Consider the following 16,521-nt stretch of genomic DNA (forward strand, 5'->3'; position numbering starts at 1 on the left):
GCCTTTTTCCGTATCTTGGCCTAGCTGAGCGCAGCACCCCAAGGGGCTGAACTCTACAGAAAATTCATATTCAATAGCGTCCTTAGAAGCTATAATTAAATCAAAAACCTCAAGAGGACTCTATGCTTGTAAACGCCATGACCAACGATCGAACCAAGAAATTCATCGTTATCGGCCAAATATCCGTATATTTCGGCCTGCTGATTTTATCCTTACGGCACTTCTGGGTGTATCCCGCCAAGCATTATCTTGCTCTGGTCGTTGTCCTGTTCATTGGATTCCTGCCTTCTATACTGGCTCGTTATGCTCCAGCAAAGGTCAGGCCCTACATCCTGGTGACTAACGCCCTAGTGCTTGTTTCCTTGATATTTACTCTTCTGCAGGAATGGGCGTTGGCGGGCGTGTTTGTGCTGGTGCCTGTATTCTCTTTGCTATTTGAAGATAGAACGATTTATATCTATGCATCGATAAGTTCATTAATAGTTAATGTCGTATTGGCGCTGCTGTTTTTATTTCATGCGGAACAAGCAAGCGAGCATTTGGTGATTTTGTTGGATGTGCTTACGGTTTTCTTTATATTGGTCTTCATTATTTATTTTGTTGTGAGGGATTTACGCTGGCGAAATATGCTGGAGGCCAAGCATTTGCAAACGATTCTTACGCTATCGCAAAGCGTGGAGGCGCGGGATCCTTATACGCAGGGACATTCTCAAAGAGTGGCCTATTTGGCCCGGATGATCGCAAGCAGAATCCCGCAGATGGATGCCGAGCTGGTGTATAACTGCGGGCTTATTCACGATGTGGGGAAGCTGTCCGTTTCGGACTCGATTCTGCTGAAGACAAGCCGCTTAACCAATGACGAATATGAAATCATGAAATCCCACACGACCTCAGGGGCCAAGTTATGCAATAATCTGAATATATCAGGGGAAATTGTCAAGGGAGTTCTGTATCACCATGAGCGCTACGATGGCAAAGGGTATCCGCACGGCCTAAAAGGGGATGAAATCCCTTTACTTGCAAGAGTGCTTTGCGTGGCGGATTGCATTGATGCGATGTGCTCCAACCGGTCCTATCGGAAGGCCTTGGAAATGGACTATGTGCGCGCGGAGCTGAATACCTGCAAACATACCCAGTTCGATCCCGCGATTGTGGATATCGTTCAGGAGCTGTGGACGGATATCGTGTTGTTTTACGAGCACAATCAAGCTAATAGAGGATTAGTATCTTCGGACGACGTTCCGAATCGTTGAAAAGCAGGGTGAGCAAATGAAGCTGTCTGAAATCGAGAAAATCATAGATCCTATCATTGTTGAGCGAGGCATCGATTACTGGGATGAAGATTGCATTTTATCTATAGAGGAAGTGGAACCGCTAGTTTACAGGGCGGAAGTTGAGGGCAGCGATCTGTACGACGTGGAGGTTGGGCTGGATTCACAGGGAAAGGTCTTGTACACAGAGTGTAACTGCCCTTATGATAAGGGCCCCGTATGTAAGCATACGGTGGCTGTGCTTCTGGAAATTAGAGAAGAACGATTCCGTAGGGACGACATGGGGGTTAGTTCTATACCAAAGCCGATTCCTGGAACGAACTTGTCCGCTCGGTTGTCTAAGCTTGGCAAAGAGGAACTGATCGAGCTGCTTGTTCAACTCTCAAAGGAAGTGAAGGAGGTAGAACTGGCCCTAGCCCTAAAATTCGCTGTATATGACAATGCAGCAGATCTAGACCGATTTAGGAAAGTAATTCGATCTTATATAAAGAAAAACTCTGACCGCCATGGATTCGTTGCCTATCGCAATGTTGCCGATGCAGTAACTGGGGCCGACATGGTAATAGAGAAAGCTCGTGAGCTATGGGAGCAGGGGCATCATCTTCGATCGATGGAAGTAAGCTTTTGTATTTTGCGGGAAATGGCCGGCTTATTTCAGGCATGCGATGATTCCGACGTAATCGTAGGCGGGATCATTCAGGATAGCTTGGAGCTCGTGCAAGCTGCAGCGAGCCAGCCGGAAGCCATGCCCGTTCATGACCGTGCATGGCTGTTTTCGCAGCTTTTACAAGAAATGCGCCATCCGGAGCTGAACGGATGGAATGAGGTTCAATTGTCGCTCTTGGAAAGTGCCTCCTTCTTGATTGACAGTCCCGAGGAACGGAGAGAATGGGAACGGAAATTACTTGATTTGGAAAGGCGAGAAACAAGCCAATCGTACTCCGGTCCCTATTTTATGGAAAATATATCCAAGCTCCGTTATCGGGTCATTCAGAGAATGGATGGCGCAGAGCAAGCGACTAAATTTATCGAGGATCATTTGGACCTGACTGCGTTTCGTCAAATGGCGATTGACGCAGCAATGGAACGCAGTCAATATGAACAAGCATTGCAATTGGCTGTGCAAGGAGAACGTCAAGACGCATCGAGAGGCTACCCGGGATTAGTCAAGGGGTGGAAGAGATGCCGCTACGAGATCTATCGTCATACCCAACAAGTAGAGCAGCAGATCAAGCTTGCAGAGGAGTTTGTATTAGACGGGGATTATACTTATTACTTGGAGTACAAACAATTCATTCGTAAGGATGAGTGGCCTGAAGCTTATGAGAGGCTGATCCATACGCTGGGACGCAGTACCAGAAATTGGAGTGCAGATGCTTTATATGTGCGGGTGCTTATTGAGGAAAAGGATACACGGAGATTGATGGATTACGTCCGAACTAACAAATGGTCCGTAGCCATTCATTACCCGCATCTGGTGGAGGAGTATGCCGAGGAAGTGTTTGATATATTCAAAGCAGTGATTCTGGCAGAAGCGTCTCACTCTACCAACCGAAAAGCGTACCGGAAGGTGTGCGGAGTAATTGGGCAGCTTGTCGAAGCCGGCGGCCGAGCTCGTGCTGAAGAGGTCATCAAGCATCTTTGCTTTCATTATTCCAATAAACCCGCTTTTATGGATGAGCTGCAGCAGATAAAGCTGAATTAAGAGCATGGTGCATCTGAAAGAACGGAACCGGGGCACGCTTGACCTGTGGACATGGCGGTCCATCCTCCAGTGGTAGAGGGCCCAGCTTATTTACCCGAACCGTTTCCGCACTGAAGCTGGAGTTCGAACCCGATATTTTAACGATAGCGTTACAAAGCACCCGAGAGGGTGCTTTTTGCATGTCCTCGCTCAAAGCGGGGTCCTCCATCAAAAGCACTAAATCTAAAATATTTTTAGGCAAAATTCGATATGAATTTACATGAAAAATATAAAGAGATTGCTGAGATTTTACATTGTAGTAGTAGCTTAGAGTAAAGCATGTAACTTGGAGGCTGAAACCTATGAAAGTGCTGATTGTAGAAGATTCGGTGTTCGTGCAAAATGTGATTCGCAAAGCGATTATAGACCAATTTCCCGGTTGCGAAGTGATGACAGCCGGCGACGGGGAGAAAGGCTATGCCCTATATCAGGAGTTTCAACCGGATATTATGACGACAGACCTGTTGATGCCGAATGTAACCGGGCAGGAGCTGGTTCGGAGAATCCGGGAAAACGACAAAACGACGAGGATCATTGTCATCTCGGCCGATGTTCAGAAAGCGACCAAGGATGAAGTGGAGGAGCTGGGGATCGTCGGATTTTTGAACAAGCCGGTAACGGGGGACAAAGTAGAGCTGCTGGCTAAGCTGATTCGGGAGGCGCCACATGCTTAACGAGCTGCAGAAGGATTTAATGACGGAGCTGGTTAACGTTTACGTTGGGCAGGCTGCCAGCATGCTGTCGGACATGGTGAACCAAAAAATCATATTGAACATACCGGAAGTCGAATTGGTTTCGATCTCCGATGTGAACCGGGAAGATCTCAAGCATAACATTTTCTTCAGCGAGGGGCACCTGATTACATCCTCCTTGAAGTTCGGCCATGAATTCAACGGGAAAGCATTCCTGATGATTCCGGCCGATCAGGCCAAAATACTGGTGAATACCTGCTTGGGGGAGGTCGTTTCCGGGACGGACACTCAAGCCAAGAGCTTGGTGGATACGGATCTGGATGTGCTCAAGGAAATCAGTAACGTTATTTTAAATGCGATTATCGGGGAGTTCGGAAACTTCCTCGAGTTGAAGCTGGAATATGCAGTGCCGGATATCCAGCTTGTATTTGTTACCCATACGGACCACCAGGTGTTTCTTCAGAATGAAATCTATGTGCTGATTTTGCACACGTCCTTTTTGCTTGCGGATGTGGATGTGAGGGGTGTCATTATCATTGCGCTGAGCATGAGCTCTATTTCCAATCTGCTTGGTAAAATCGATGCGATGCTGGAGGGGGCCAATGGATAGTCTCGTTATTCAAGCTCTGGATAAGGCGAATATTGGGATGATGGTCGTCGACAAAGATTTGCGGATCGTGCTGTGGAACCATTGGCTGGAGCGCTTCTCCGGGAGAAGGCGCGAAGAAGTATTGGGCGAAAGCTTGACGGAGGTTTGCCCGAGGTTCCAGGTGAGCACCTATTTGGATATTTTACAGAAGGTGCTGTATCATGGCCAAAGCCGATTTTGCTCCAGTACGTTGCATAAAGCATTTATTTTGCCTAAGGATGTTGAAGAGGAAATGATTTACAAGCAAAACATGCATATCACGCCGATCTACCAGGGGGACTTCAGCTATGCTCTGATTCAGATCAGCGATATGACGAATACGTACTATAGAGTGAATAAATTGAAGAATCTGATCAAAGAGATGGAAATGGAAGTTAACGAAATCAAGACGTCGGAGAAAATCAGCCGGCATCTGTCCTTGCACGATTCGCTTACAGGCCTGCCGAATCGTCTTGCCTTTCATGACCGGCTCGTCTGGGCGATCAGCTATGCGCAAAGGAACGGGGATAAGCTGGCCGTCATGTTCTTGGATGTGGATGGCTTCAAGGCGGTCAACGATACGTTCGGACATGCTGCCGGCGACCGCGTCTTGATCGAGGCGGCCCATCGGCTGCGCGACAGTATTCGGAGCGTCGATACGGTTGCCCGGATCGGCGGCGACGAGTTTGTCGTGGTCGCAACCCAGCTAACGAATCAAGAGGATGCTGCATCCGTCGCTCAAAAAATCATAACATCGTTTGAACCGCCATTCGAAGTTGACGGAGCCTCCGTCGGCCTGACCGTCAGCATCGGCATCAGTCTCTACCCTCGAGACGGATTGGAGCCTTCCGAGCTGTTGAATAAGGCTGACCAAGCGATGTACGGCATTAAAGCGAAGGGGAAAAATGCTTTCGGGTTTATCCATTAAGCCCGGTCTGCAAACGTCCCGCGGCGGCGGAAAGGGGTTATGGCAAGCAGGTTGTAAGCTCTATAAAATGCTGAAAGCACCCGGGAGGGTGCTTTTTTGCGCACTTAGGCTTGGCGCGGGGCTGCGGGCTTAGGCCGCACCGCAGTCCACGAGGCGGAAGCGTTTGGCCGCATCGTGTCACCCCTCCGTCAAATCCGCCCTTAATTCGCTTGCGACTTCAATCATTTTAGGGATGACGGCTTCATCGGAAACGGCTACGTACAAATCCCCTTGATAATGCCGGAAAGGAATCATGGCTTCACCGTAGCTCCACATGAAAAAGTCACCGTCGATGGTCATGGTGGTTGCAGGTCCGGAGACCGTATACGACGATGCGTACGTAAAATCAGGCTTGGCTGCAAAGTACTGTTTGCACTCTTCCAAAGAGATGGTTTGCGTCAAAGCATCGTCTTGGAATGATCTTGTTATTCGAAAACGCTGACTCATGAACGTTCCTCCTGTAGAAGCTATGTTTTTCTTTCGTTTGACCTTCGGATTCGTCGCGCCGTTAAACATGACAACATACTTGCAATACTAACATATTTTCATTTTACTTTCTTGCCGGGTGCAGCACGCGGTGTTCCAAAACTGAATGGTGCAGGCAACTAATTATTTTGGCAAAACGGTGAATGCATTTTTTGTCATGACACATCCTAAAGCCATTAAGTTACAAATGTGGCGGCAGGTGGATAAATGAACATAGCCATTATGGGAGCAGGGTTATCGGGCCTGGCCTGTGCGATTACCCTGGAGAAAAACGGCGTACAACCAACCATCTTTGAAAAGCGCAGCAAAGTAGGGGACCGGTTCGTCAACGGGGAGGTGCTGCTTTCCATTTTCACACGCCCTGTTCACGATTGCATCGCCTCGCTTTCCGAGCAGTTTGGCATCTACCTACAGCCCGTCTCAAATATTCAGCAAATGGTGATCATGTCCAAAAATGAGAAGGCGATTATAGAGGCGCAGCTGGGCTTTACCAATATTCGCGGGAGAGAAGAGGACTCCTTTGAAGCCCAGTTAAGCCGGCAGGTGAAGTCGCCGATCCGGTTTCACTCGGAAGAAACGTATGAACAGCTGCTTGCGAATTACACACATGTTGTGCTGGCGACGGGAGACGGGGAATACGCAAAGAAAACCCGGAATTTCAGGGAGGACTTAACCGTATCGATCAAAGGAGCCACTGTTGAAGGTACCTTTGACAGATATGCGGTTATGAGCTGGATCGATTACGATATGGCTCCATTCGGCTACGGGTACCTCATTCCCCTCTCGGAGAAAGAGGCTAACATTGTGATCGCCATCCCCGATATTCCTTCTACCCGAGGAGTTGAACTTGAGCATTTGTGGGGACCGTTTCACCAAAAGGTTCAATCGGAACTCAGCCAGCCGCTTCCCATTACCGATCAGTTTCAAATCTCGAAATATCCGATGGGCATCTGCAGATCGGCGCGGATCGGAAATACATTCTATGCAGGAAACTGCTTTGGCAGCATGATGCCGTTTATGGGATTTGGTCAATATATTGCGCTGCTGACAGGGGTTTATGCCGCATATGATTTATGCGGTCTCGGCAGCTACGAGGAATTAACGGCTCCTTTGCGGCAAAGCTACGAGAATTCCCTTGTCTTGCGAAGAGCGATGGAACAGATGGATAATCCGGATGTCGACCGCATTGTCCGTATGCTGCAAGGATATTTGGGGGAAAAGCTGTTCCAAACCAAGCGGCTGAATCCCTTAAAGCTAGCCAGTTATATCATGCGGCCTTATGTGAAGTACAAACAAGGAGTGACCACCTGATGAGATCACCAGATTCAGTTCCATTAACCGCTTCGGAGCTCGGTTATTTATGGACGGGAACGGCGATTAACGAATTGTCGTCGTGGTATTTGCGCGTTTTTCATGCACATGCAGCAGACATGGAAATTAAAGAGCTGCTGGACACTGCATTACAAATGACGAATAAGACGATCCTTGAACAGCGAAAACAGCTGCTTGCCCATGATCATTATGCGGTTCCGCAGGGATTTGCAGCTTCGGATGCGTTAGGGGATGGGCCTGCCTTATTTACAGACCGTTTCATGCTGCAATACCTCGATATCGCAATCCGACTCGGCCTTGTGTTTCACTCCAAGAGCTTGGCCCAAGCAGCAAGAGCCGATGTTCGCGAATATTTCGCCGAGTGCGTCGCAGCTACCATTCAGCTAGTTCAACGGATCAAAGATACGCTTCTGCGCAAAGGGATGTACTGGCGAACGCCTGCCCTTCCTTCGGAAGAGAATCCGGAGGTGATTCATAAACAAAGCTATCTGAACGGATGGTTCGGAGATACCCGTCCTTTGAACAGTATAGAACTCGCGAACTTGTACGACACCATGGAGCTGCTTGCCCTGATTGAAGCCTTATGCATGGGATTTGCGCAAACCTCGAATTCGGAGGACGTGGCCCGGTTATTCTCGAAGGGCGCTTCGGTTGTCAGAGAACAGTTTGATTCGATGTCGCACGCGTTATTGAAGAGCCATATGCCCATTCCGCCGACCTTTCAAGCGGAGGTTACAGATTCTACAGGCAGCGTGTTCTCGGATCGGCTGATGGCCTGCCATATCGCGGGCGTATTCGGATCACTCATTACACAAGCCGGATATTCGCTCGGATCTGTCATGAATCATGAATTAGTCAAGCTGTATATGTCCTTAATTAGTGAAGCGGGGGCCTTTACCGAGCAGATTACGAAATGTTTAATCGATCATGAGTGGCTGGAAAAGGTGCCGGGCGCTGTTGACCGTGAGGCTTTGTTGAGCACTTGAATAGTCAATATAGTTGCGAAGCGAGGTGCATTCGGAATGAACGTGTCACACGAAGTCGGATTATCGTCAACAGAAATTGCTTGGCTATGGTCGACTTATATTAACGACAGCATGTCGATTTGCTTAACCAAACATCTACAACAGCACAACAAGCATAAAGACGTCGAACGCCTGCTGCAAACAACGTTGGAATTGTCCACAAAGCATGTTAAGGAAATCAGGGCGATTTTTACGAAGGAAGGCTTCCCGATCCCAAAGGGATTTTCGGAGTCCGATGTCGACCTCACGGCGCCTGCTTTATTCTTCGATCTGTTCTCCGTTAGCTTTGTTTACGGTATGAGCCGAATCGGGTTAGTAACCTACGGAAAGATTGTCTCTCAGGTGGCTCGTGAGGATGTTCGATTATTTTTCTCGAAGTGTCTTCAGTCTACACTCGAACTGTACAATGCTTCTATTGAATTGATGCTGAGTAAGGGAATCTACGATCGACCGCCGATGATCCCTTATCCGGATCATATTGAGTTTATTAAAGAGAAGGAAACCTGGATATCCAAGTGGATGGAGAAAAAGCGGCCCCTCAATGTAATTGAAATGTCGGAAATGTTCTTCAACATTGAACGCAACTACTTTGGATTGATTATCTTGACCGGATTTATTCAGGTCGCCAAAGATGAGAGGGTCAAGCAGCATTTGATAAGGGGGAAGAAGTTAGCTCAAAGGCAGATTGATTTTTTGAATGTGACTTTTATCAACGATGATCTCCTTGGGACCGTAATGGTTAATTCCGAAGTGACGACATCTACGGTTTCTCCGTTTTCCGACAGGTTGATCATGTTTTTGATTTCAGCGCTTAACGCGCAAGGGATAGCATATATAGGACATGCTCTATCGACGTCTTCCAGGGTAGATCTTGTTTCGGAATATGCTCTAATCATCGCAGAAATTGCGAAGTTTGCCAAAGACGGGATGGATCTCATGGTGGAGTACGAATGGATGGAAGAGCCTCCTCATGCTCCTAATCGAAAGGAATTAGCGGGGATATGAGGGGCCCCTTATGCAAATAATCAATATATAAAAATTTCCTGTTGACGATGGAGGCTAACACATGTCGAGTGTCAATCTGGCTGTCATTTATTACAGTTCGACCGGTATCAATTATCAACTGGCTCAGTGGGCGGCGGATGGAGGCAAGGAAGCCGGAGCTGATGTGAAAATTTTGCGGATACCCGAGCATGCTCCCGAGTCGGTCATTCAATCGAACCCGGCTTGGAAGGCTCATGTTGAGGCAACGGCGAGCGTTCCGGAAGTGACTGAGCATGACCTGGAATGGGCGCACGCCATTATTTTCAGTACGCCTACCCGCTTCGGCGGTATGGCGGCTCAGATGAAGCAGTTCCTGGATCGGACGGGCGGACTTTGGTTTCAAGGGAAGCTGGTCAATAAAGTGGTGAGTGCCATGACCTCCGCGCAAAATGCTCATGGCGGCCAAGAACAAACGATTCTTTCGCTCTACACGACCATGTATCATTGGGGTGCGATCGTCGCGGCTCCGGGCTATACCGATCCTGCCCTCTTCGCTGCTGGCGGGAATCCGTATGGAACGAGCGTATCCGTTACTCAGGATGGGAAAATGGTGGAGAATGTACGCGACGCCGTCATCCACCAAGCCAAGCGTACCGTGAACGTGGCGAAGTGGGTCAAAGCCGGTCAGCAAGGGTAACTTCTACAGAGGAACGACAAGGAGTTCAACCGCTAAACCCGGCTGAACTCCTTTTCCTCAGTTTGACTCCAAACAATACTTTTGCCATTCAGCCCGCTTCCCAGGCGTCATGCCGAATTCCTGCTCGAGGAATGCGGAGACGCTGCCGTAGTGCTTGTGAATGGTCGTGAACACGGCTTCCATAAATTCCCGGCGAAGCTCCATGTTTGCAACGATCCGATCCGCTTCTTCAGGAGACATAAATTCGGAGAGCTGCTGCTTGATTTTCTCATTCATTGGAATTAGGGTTGTGTTCGAAATCAAGTAGTCTTCAATAATCGTTTCCTCCGGTACCCCGAGAGCCAGCAAAATGATGGCCCCGCCGACCCCAGTCCGGTCCCGGCCGCCCGCACAATGGTGGAGCACCCCCAAATGATCCAGATTCATAATCGTCGTCATTAGCGATCGGTAGGAAGGGTTGTTGACCGCCATCTCCACATACATGGCTGCCAGCATGTCCGGCGTCATGCCCTTGAAATGCCCTTGCCGCATCAGTTCGCGCATGTCGGCAGGAACATCCTGCTTCATCGCCGGAATACGAATATTTTTCACTCCCTCAATAACGGGGTCCGGCTTCTGTTCGGCTTCCCCATCCGAGCGGTAATCGAATATCGTTTTTATGCCTAAGGACTGGAACAGCTCCAGGTCGTTTGCCGTCATGCCGGTCAGTTCCGCAGAACGAAAGAAGAGCCCATATTTGACCTTTCTGCCGTCTGTGGTTTCATAGCCGCCCATGTCGCGAAAGTTCAGAACGCCTTCAAAGGGAAGGATACGGTTATTTGGATAATTCGCCAATTGAATCGCCATAGTAACATACACCTCGATTAGGATTTATGCGTACATCAGTTCTTTGGACTGTTCGATCATTTCGCTTTCTTTGCCTTCGTAGATATGCGAAGCGCGCTCCTCCGTTAAGGCTTCAGGAGGGCCGTCGAACAGAATCTTGCCGCCCTTGATGCCAATGATTCGGCTGGCATACCGCTTGGCCACTTCCACTTGATGGAGATTCACGAGGCAAGCGATGCCCTGTTCGGTGCAGTTGCGGTGGATCGCATCCATGACGACGGTGGAAGAGCGCGGATCGAGTGAAGCGATTGGTTCATCGGCCAAAATGAGCTGCGGCTTCTGCGCCAGCGCACGGCAGACGCCGACTCTCTGCATCTGACCGCCCGAGAGCTCGTCGGCGCGTTTGTACACTTCGTTCTCAAGTCCTACCTTATGCAGCAGAGCGATAGCTTCTTGCCGGTCGGATTCGCTATATCGATTAAATACACCCGCCCATGAGCTCATGTACCCAAGCCGACCATGCAGGACATTCTCAAGCACGCTAAGCCGGTTCACCAGATTGTAATGCTGAAAAATCATGCCGATCTGGGAGCGGACCTTGCGCAGTTCCTTGGCTCTAGCTTGATCTACGCGGCACCCCAGAAATTCAATACTGCCTTCCGTCGTTTCAACCAAGCGGTTAATGGAGCGAAGAAGAGTCGATTTGCCGGCGCCGCTCGGGCCAATCACGGCGATAAACTCTCTCTCCTTCACCTGCAGGTGATCGATATCCAAAGCTGTTGTCGAACTGCTGTATTGCTTCTTCAAGTTGCGGATCGTTAACAGATTCGTCATGAATAAGGGCTCCTTCCAGGAATTAGCGGCTGCTTCCGACAAGGCGGATGCGAATTTGATTCGTGATCATCTCGAGCAGGAATAACGTGATGAACACAACGAGAACGCCCATCGCCAGAGGGGCGAAGTCATAGTAGCCGATGTATTCCTGCAGCAGAACGCCGATGCCGCCTGCGCCGACCATGCCGAGAATGACGGTTTCGGCTACCGTAATCTCGAATTTGAATGCGATCAAAGCGAGGAAAGAGGTCATCAAGCTCGGGAGCAAGCCGTTAAATACGACATGCCACCACGTTCCACCCGTCGCTCTTATAGCTTCGACAATGTCTTTGCCGGACTCGTCAATCTGGGCGGCAAACACTTTAATCAGGAAAGCGATCGTCGGAAACAGAAGTCCGACCACGCCGGCCATCGGGCCGAAGCCCATGCTGGCTACAGAGAGCAGCACCCATATCATGGTTGGAATCGTGCGGATGACGACGACAAAAACTCGCAGCAGCGTGGCAGCGAAGCGGTTCGGTCTGGTGTTGTCGGCCATGACGAAAGCGAGCAGAATGGAAATGACCACACTGAAGACTACGCAGAGAAAGGCGACGATCACCGAAGACAGCAGCTCGGCAAGCAGCCTCGGGAGCTCGCTGAAGGAAATCTGCATGAAGGTGCGGGCGATCCAGGGAATCCGGGCAACCCCATCAAGGAATTGCGTATAACTTAGGTCGATATAAGCGAGGCAGGGGGCGAACAGCGCGAACATGCCGAGAAAAAACAGCTGCTGCTTGCGCTGCGTCGGTTTATGGGCAATTGGAGTCTTCATTTAGATCAACCGCTCCCTTATGCGCTGCGTGAGGAATTCAACCGCCAGGATCATGATGACCATAATGGTGATGACGGTAGCCGTCTTGCTGTATTGGAACAAATCCATCGTCTGTTTAATTTGGCTGCCGATGCCGCCGCCGCCGACCAGTCCAAGCACCGCGGAAGCGCGGATCGTAATCTCGAACATAAACAGCGTCCACGAAATATACCCTGGCATGAACTGGGGAATGACGGCATGCTTTAACTTTTGCCAATACGTAGCGCCGGCCGCATCAAGAGCTTCCACAGGATGTTTATCGATTTCTTCTATGGATTCGGCGTATACGCGGGAAAGAAACGCGACGCCGAACAGAATAAGCGAGAAAATTCCCGGCATGGCGCCTACTCCGAAAAGCACGACCAAGATCGAGGTCCATACCAGGAACGGAACGTTGCGCAGGAATGAGACGATGCCGCGGAGCACAACCCGTAAAGCGGGATGCGGCGCCGTATTATTCGCCATCAAGAACGCAAACAGGAGTCCGGCCATGGAAGAGATCACCGTTGCAGCGACGCCGAAAGCGAGCGTATCCAGGACCGGCTTCATGTATTTCGCGATATCGGACGCGTTGGGAGGCATGAAGTCGACAACCAGAAACCGGACGAAGATCGGAATGCCGACCATAAACTCCATAAAATCAAACTTGATATACCATATCGAAAATGCGAGGGCGGCTAAAAAGAGGAGAAGCGACAGACGCCGCTTCACCTTTATTTGCTTCAATTTGATCTCAGGGTGCACGGCAGGCACTTCTCCTTTACAGGCTGCTTCGTGGTGAACGGATTATTTCAGCAGATCTTCCGGGCTTAAGTTCAGCGATTTTGCGATTTCCCGAATCCGGACGTAGTTCTTGTCGTTGGCTTCGATAAACTTGGCGTCTGCGGAGCCGAAGGCGTTTTTGAAGTACTCAGGGTAGTTATAGCTCAGCAAGAAGTCTTTCACTTTCGTCTTGACGTCTTGTGGGAGATTGCCGCGAATGCCGACGGCCGTCCCCGGAAGAGATTCGGATTCTGCAATGACGCGATAGGAGTCTTTCTCGATCAAACCTTTGCTTTCCAGAGTCGCAGGAATCATCGAAGCTGTGGCGGCGGCATCGTATTGGCCTCTTACGACACCGAGCACCGCTTTGTCGTGACCGCCCGCGAAAGAAACTTCTTTGAAGAAGCCGCTCTCCAATTCCTTCGGTGTAATGCCTAGTTGCTTGACGAGCACCGCTTTAGGCAGCAAGTGTCCGGTGGTCGATACCGGGTCGACGAATCCGAACGTTTTCCCTTTCAAGTCGGCAACGGTTTTGATTGGTGAATTTTTTGGCACGATGATAACCGATGCCGGTTTGCCCGCCATAGCAGGGAGAGTTAATTCCGCGATCGGCTCTACCTTGGCCCGTTCTACGGCAACAATGTAAGAGAAAGGACCGAAGACGGCCAAGTCCGCTTTGCTATTTTTCATCGCTTCAATCGCGGCGTTATAACTTGTAGCTTTAAAGGACTCTACCGGTACGCCTAACTGCTGATACAGCTTCGTTTCGAAATCTTTATTGATCTCCGCGCGCTTCTCATCGCTTTCCTGCGGCAAATAAGCAATGACGAACTTTTTGGGCGCACTGCCGGACGAGCCGCATGCGGCCAGCAGGGAAGAAAATGCGAGTACGGCTGTTAAGAGTAAAATGATCCTTTTCATATGAGCCTCCATATCTTATACTCAAGTTGTATACAACTTGGATTCTACTATTGCAATGTTAGTGGAATATCAACGGAATATTAACGTTTTGTGAATATTCGGAGGTGGCCCAAGCGTCTTCGCTTTTTCAAATATCCGTGTTAGACTAAGAGCACAACGGACAGGACTGTTCCATTTAATTGGGCGAGAGGGATAGGGTAGATGGCTGCGATTTCATTGAATCAAACGGCATATGAATATATTCATAACAAAATCATGCATGGAGAGTTTTTGCCCGGGAGTATGCTATCGGAAAACGAGCTAGCGGAAGCGTTGAGCATGAGCCGGACACCGATTCGAGGAGCGATCGCGCAGCTGGAGCATGAGGGGCTGGTCGTTACTCTGAAAAACCGCGGGATTCTGGTTAAGGAAATATCGATGAAAGAAGCCATGGATATGTTCGAGGTCATTCATACGTTTCAGTTATATGCCCTGGACCATATGCAGACTCATGGAGATATGCCGGATCTACCGAAGATGAAGAAGTATTTGGAGTTGCAATATGAGGCGACGGAGCAGAGGGCGTATCACTTATATGCAAAATACAGCTTTCAGTTTCAGTACTGTCTGGTAGCCATATTAGGCAATAACAGCATGATGAAAATATTGGACGATTTTGCGAATAAGATGCTATTGTTCGCCATCACGAACTTTCAGCTTACGCCAAATGAGCCTCACTATAGAGCCAACAAACTGAATCGATCGATCTACGAGGCGCTTCTGGCTAAAGATTTTCAGCTTCTGAGAAGAATATTCATAGAGACGCATCAAGTAGGTAGGGAACGGCTGATGAGAACGGGTAGAATTTAGGTATTCGTCATGAAGAAAACACGGTATAGTCTTGTTGTGATTGTCGTTGCAGCATGCTTTTATATATTTCATACACCATTCAAGCCTGAAGTCGATACGCCTTTATGTCCTTCAGATAAGTACCCGCAAACCGCAGGGAATCTCTGAAAGGTGTCCCTACTAAGGATGGCTATGATCGCGACGAGTGGCCTATGGCGATGTGTGCGGAAGGCAGTGCAGGAGCAGACATCGAATATGCGGAACCGAAGGATAATCGGGCAGCGGGTTCATGGATCAGTAACCATTTAGAGAATTATCCTGACGGCATGAAGGCAAAGTTCGTGGTGAGATAAGTAGCGGAAAAAGAGGTTTGTTGCGGCTCAATTCACTGACGTCGAAAGTAGGGTATGATCTTGCAGAGGATATGCTGTAAAGAAGATGGCCGGGCCAACTGGCCCGGCTTTGTGTTATAATTGTACGTTATTGACGACTTCAATCATTGCTGGCAGCTTGCGGTTGGAACCGCCGCTAAAACTGAACTGGTTTGGTACATTCATTTGAGTAGCGGTGCTTCCATCAAGGAAGATTCCTTGAAGCCCGTTGGAGGAGTCAATCCCTTTGCACGCTTCACGGAAAACATCCATTGTCACATTTTGCGTTGTAATGACAAGGTACACGTTAAGCGAATTGCCATAGAGTAGGGCAGTTCGCGGTATAGCCGATGTTGGGAATTGATCGTTCACAAGTTCTTGATTGTTGCTGCGCATCGTGTTCCATGCGGAATCGCTCTGTAAATGCATGCTCAGTCCACCTTGAGCCCAGTAACGATCGGGATTGCCGATCGTTAATTCTGCAGCACTTTGGATTATTTGCTGTCGATAGGTTCTCCAGTCTGCATCCCATACCAACGTACCCTTATTTACGTGATGGCCGGTTGAATCATTGTTATAGTAACCGCATGCGAACACGCTCGAGCCGCCAGGTTGCACGGTAGTTGAATTCTGAATGCAGATGGATTGAACGGTTTGCGTCTTATCATCGAAGAAACCTGCATTAACGCCAACGAGTCCGGATGCTGGAACAGTACCGCTGATTGGAGTTAATTTAATGTTATTCGGGGATGTTTTGATTACGTGCAAGCGAACATATCCACCCTTAATGCTCGAATACGAATCGATAACAGAATATACATAGTAGGCCATCTTCTTTTAACCTCCGGTAAATGTGATAGTAAAGCACGGGTGTGTCTATCGCGGTTCACCCTTACCGCGAAGACTTTAATGCCTTACATCATATAAAGTGGAGGATGAGGTCATATTTACAACCATGCTTCATTACTTTTGAAGAAACAGAAAGAGGCTGTCCCAAAAGCAGTTTTTGGAATACCCTATAGCAAGAAAATAAGCACTGGCATTGCATAAAAGTTATCACGAAAAACCCACATTAAATATTTACTAATAATGTAAATATAAGTGTTATTTTCATGGCAACTGCACAAAAAAGCTCCTATTATGGAGGTAGACGCGTTACCCATCTACTCTCCACAAAAGGAGCCAACCCATGGGTAGCTTACACAATTTAAAGGGTATTCGTCAATGTTTTAATTACATCTGTCAGTGTCAAGCTAGCGTGGGCAGTCATTTAAGATGCCTGGAACGCGAACCCCGAAGGA

The 16,521-nt window shown here is 48.9% G+C and carries 17 protein-coding genes and 1 pseudogene; 11 read left to right on the forward strand and 7 right to left on the reverse strand.

The window, feature by feature from the left end; translation table 11 throughout:
* The first annotated feature begins 122 nt into the window (after nt 1-122).
* From ACFFK0_RS23785 to ACFFK0_RS23805, 5 genes are all read left to right on the forward strand, one after another.
* The gene (locus ACFFK0_RS23785) at nt 123-1,253 is read left to right on the forward strand and encodes an HD-GYP domain-containing protein (protein WP_377472869.1); all 1,131 of its coding nucleotides are present in this window, start codon (nt 123-125) and stop codon (nt 1,251-1,253) included.
* Between the two features lie 16 nt (nt 1,254-1,269).
* Entirely contained in the window at nt 1,270-2,976 is a 1,707-nt protein-coding gene (locus tag ACFFK0_RS23790) for an SWIM zinc finger family protein (RefSeq protein ID WP_377472870.1), read from the forward strand.
* Between the two features lie 341 nt (nt 2,977-3,317).
* On the forward strand, nt 3,318-3,689 hold the full coding sequence (locus tag ACFFK0_RS23795) for a response regulator transcription factor (RefSeq protein ID WP_377472871.1): 372 nt from the start codon (nt 3,318-3,320) through the stop codon (nt 3,687-3,689).
* Nucleotides 3,682-4,317 carry a chemotaxis protein CheC gene (locus ACFFK0_RS23800; RefSeq protein ID WP_377472872.1) on the forward strand — a complete coding sequence of 212 codons (636 nt, stop codon included), beginning with the start codon at nt 3,682-3,684 and terminating at the stop codon, nt 4,315-4,317. The genes ACFFK0_RS23795 and ACFFK0_RS23800 overlap by 8 nt, the downstream gene beginning before the upstream one ends.
* Nucleotides 4,310-5,263, forward strand: a complete 954-nt coding sequence (locus tag ACFFK0_RS23805) for a diguanylate cyclase domain-containing protein (RefSeq protein ID WP_377472873.1) — start codon at nt 4,310-4,312, stop codon at nt 5,261-5,263. The genes ACFFK0_RS23800 and ACFFK0_RS23805 overlap by 8 nt, the downstream gene beginning before the upstream one ends.
* 177 nt (nt 5,264-5,440) lie before the next feature.
* Here ACFFK0_RS23805 and ACFFK0_RS23810 read toward each other — a convergent pair whose 3' ends face one another.
* Entirely contained in the window at nt 5,441-5,749 is a 309-nt protein-coding gene (locus ACFFK0_RS23810; RefSeq protein WP_377472874.1) for a hypothetical protein, read from the reverse strand.
* Between the two features lie 246 nt (nt 5,750-5,995).
* Here ACFFK0_RS23810 and ACFFK0_RS23815 point away from each other — a divergent pair, with 246 nt between their 5' ends.
* The 4 genes from ACFFK0_RS23815 to wrbA all read left to right on the forward strand — a co-directional run bounded on the left by ACFFK0_RS23815 (nt 5,996) and on the right by wrbA (nt 9,826).
* Nucleotides 5,996-7,099 carry an NAD(P)/FAD-dependent oxidoreductase gene (locus ACFFK0_RS23815; protein WP_377472875.1) on the forward strand — a complete coding sequence of 368 codons (1,104 nt, stop codon included), beginning with the start codon at nt 5,996-5,998 and terminating at the stop codon, nt 7,097-7,099.
* Nucleotides 7,099-8,106 carry a DUF3231 family protein gene (locus tag ACFFK0_RS23820; protein WP_377472876.1) on the forward strand — a complete coding sequence of 336 codons (1,008 nt, stop codon included), beginning with the start codon at nt 7,099-7,101 and terminating at the stop codon, nt 8,104-8,106. The genes ACFFK0_RS23815 and ACFFK0_RS23820 overlap by 1 nt, the downstream gene beginning before the upstream one ends.
* A 36-nt stretch (nt 8,107-8,142) precedes the next feature.
* On the forward strand, nt 8,143-9,150 hold the full coding sequence (locus tag ACFFK0_RS23825) for a DUF3231 family protein (RefSeq protein WP_377472877.1): 1,008 nt from the start codon (nt 8,143-8,145) through the stop codon (nt 9,148-9,150).
* Between the two features lie 61 nt (nt 9,151-9,211).
* Nucleotides 9,212-9,826: an NAD(P)H:quinone oxidoreductase gene (gene wrbA, locus ACFFK0_RS23830; protein WP_377472878.1), complete on the forward strand. Its 615-nt coding sequence runs from the start codon at nt 9,212-9,214 to the stop codon at nt 9,824-9,826.
* Between the two features lie 57 nt (nt 9,827-9,883).
* Here the strand turns inward: wrbA and ACFFK0_RS23835 are convergent, their stop codons facing one another.
* Genes ACFFK0_RS23835 through ACFFK0_RS23855 form a run of 5 tightly spaced genes read right to left on the reverse strand, consistent with a single transcriptional unit; the run spans nt 9,884 to nt 14,021 of the window.
* Nucleotides 9,884-10,672: a tyrosine-protein phosphatase gene (locus ACFFK0_RS23835; RefSeq protein ID WP_377472879.1), complete on the reverse strand. Its 789-nt coding sequence runs from the start codon at nt 10,670-10,672 to the stop codon at nt 9,884-9,886.
* 24 nt (nt 10,673-10,696) lie between these two features.
* The gene (gene phnC / locus ACFFK0_RS23840; RefSeq protein ID WP_377472880.1) at nt 10,697-11,485 is read right to left on the reverse strand and encodes a phosphonate ABC transporter ATP-binding protein; all 789 of its coding nucleotides are present in this window, start codon (nt 11,483-11,485) and stop codon (nt 10,697-10,699) included.
* Between the two features lie 22 nt (nt 11,486-11,507).
* Complete coding sequence (locus ACFFK0_RS23845) at nt 11,508-12,299, reverse strand: PhnE/PtxC family ABC transporter permease (RefSeq protein WP_377472881.1); 792 nt, start codon at nt 12,297-12,299, stop codon at nt 11,508-11,510.
* Nucleotides 12,300-13,082: a phosphonate ABC transporter, permease protein PhnE gene (gene phnE, locus ACFFK0_RS23850; RefSeq protein ID WP_377472882.1), complete on the reverse strand. Its 783-nt coding sequence runs from the start codon at nt 13,080-13,082 to the stop codon at nt 12,300-12,302. It lies immediately after the preceding gene.
* Between the two features lie 42 nt (nt 13,083-13,124).
* The gene (locus ACFFK0_RS23855) at nt 13,125-14,021 is read right to left on the reverse strand and encodes a phosphate/phosphite/phosphonate ABC transporter substrate-binding protein (protein WP_377472883.1); all 897 of its coding nucleotides are present in this window, start codon (nt 14,019-14,021) and stop codon (nt 13,125-13,127) included.
* 201 nt (nt 14,022-14,222) lie between these two features.
* On the opposite strand from ACFFK0_RS23855, the gene ACFFK0_RS23860 reads away from it, so the two are divergent.
* Nucleotides 14,223-14,870 carry a GntR family transcriptional regulator gene (locus ACFFK0_RS23860; RefSeq protein ID WP_377472884.1) on the forward strand — a complete coding sequence of 216 codons (648 nt, stop codon included), beginning with the start codon at nt 14,223-14,225 and terminating at the stop codon, nt 14,868-14,870.
* A gap of 128 nt (nt 14,871-14,998) precedes the next feature.
* Nucleotides 14,999-15,202, forward strand: a pseudogene (locus ACFFK0_RS23865) (hypothetical protein); the annotation flags it as partial.
* Between the two features lie 114 nt (nt 15,203-15,316).
* Here the strand turns inward: ACFFK0_RS23865 and ACFFK0_RS23870 are convergent.
* The gene (locus tag ACFFK0_RS23870; RefSeq protein WP_377472885.1) at nt 15,317-16,051 is read right to left on the reverse strand and encodes a hypothetical protein; all 735 of its coding nucleotides are present in this window, start codon (nt 16,049-16,051) and stop codon (nt 15,317-15,319) included.
* Between the last annotated feature and the right edge of the window lie 470 nt (nt 16,052-16,521).

It is taken from the genome of Paenibacillus chartarius (assembly GCF_042432825.1).
GTDB classification, from domain to species: Bacteria; Bacillota; Bacilli; order Paenibacillales; family NBRC-103111; genus Gordoniibacillus; species Gordoniibacillus chartarius.

Bases quoted from the DNA above. Each gene is read 5' to 3' on its own strand.
- ACFFK0_RS23785 (WP_377472869.1), top strand. From the start codon at position 123: ATGCTTGTAAACGCCATGACCAACGATCGAACCAAGAAATTCATCGTT.
- ACFFK0_RS23790 (WP_377472870.1), top strand. From the start codon at position 1,270: ATGAAGCTGTCTGAAATCGAGAAAATCATAGATCCTATCATTGTTGAG.
- ACFFK0_RS23795 (WP_377472871.1), top strand. From the start codon at position 3,318: ATGAAAGTGCTGATTGTAGAAGATTCGGTGTTCGTGCAAAATGTGATT.
- ACFFK0_RS23800 (WP_377472872.1), top strand. From the start codon at position 3,682: ATGCTTAACGAGCTGCAGAAGGATTTAATGACGGAGCTGGTTAACGTT.
- ACFFK0_RS23805 (WP_377472873.1), top strand. From the start codon at position 4,310: ATGGATAGTCTCGTTATTCAAGCTCTGGATAAGGCGAATATTGGGATG.
- ACFFK0_RS23810 (WP_377472874.1), bottom strand. From the start codon at position 5,749: ATGAGTCAGCGTTTTCGAATAACAAGATCATTCCAAGACGATGCTTTG.
- ACFFK0_RS23815 (WP_377472875.1), top strand. From the start codon at position 5,996: ATGAACATAGCCATTATGGGAGCAGGGTTATCGGGCCTGGCCTGTGCG.
- ACFFK0_RS23820 (WP_377472876.1), top strand. From the start codon at position 7,099: ATGAGATCACCAGATTCAGTTCCATTAACCGCTTCGGAGCTCGGTTAT.
- ACFFK0_RS23825 (WP_377472877.1), top strand. From the start codon at position 8,143: ATGAACGTGTCACACGAAGTCGGATTATCGTCAACAGAAATTGCTTGG.
- wrbA (WP_377472878.1), top strand. From the start codon at position 9,212: ATGTCGAGTGTCAATCTGGCTGTCATTTATTACAGTTCGACCGGTATC.
- ACFFK0_RS23835 (WP_377472879.1), bottom strand. From the start codon at position 10,672: ATGGCGATTCAATTGGCGAATTATCCAAATAACCGTATCCTTCCCTTT.
- phnC (WP_377472880.1), bottom strand. From the start codon at position 11,485: ATGACGAATCTGTTAACGATCCGCAACTTGAAGAAGCAATACAGCAGT.
- ACFFK0_RS23845 (WP_377472881.1), bottom strand. From the start codon at position 12,299: ATGAAGACTCCAATTGCCCATAAACCGACGCAGCGCAAGCAGCAGCTG.
- ACFFK0_RS23855 (WP_377472883.1), bottom strand. From the start codon at position 14,021: ATGAAAAGGATCATTTTACTCTTAACAGCCGTACTCGCATTTTCTTCC.
- ACFFK0_RS23860 (WP_377472884.1), top strand. From the start codon at position 14,223: ATGGCTGCGATTTCATTGAATCAAACGGCATATGAATATATTCATAAC.
- ACFFK0_RS23870 (WP_377472885.1), bottom strand. From the start codon at position 16,051: ATGGCCTACTATGTATATTCTGTTATCGATTCGTATTCGAGCATTAAG.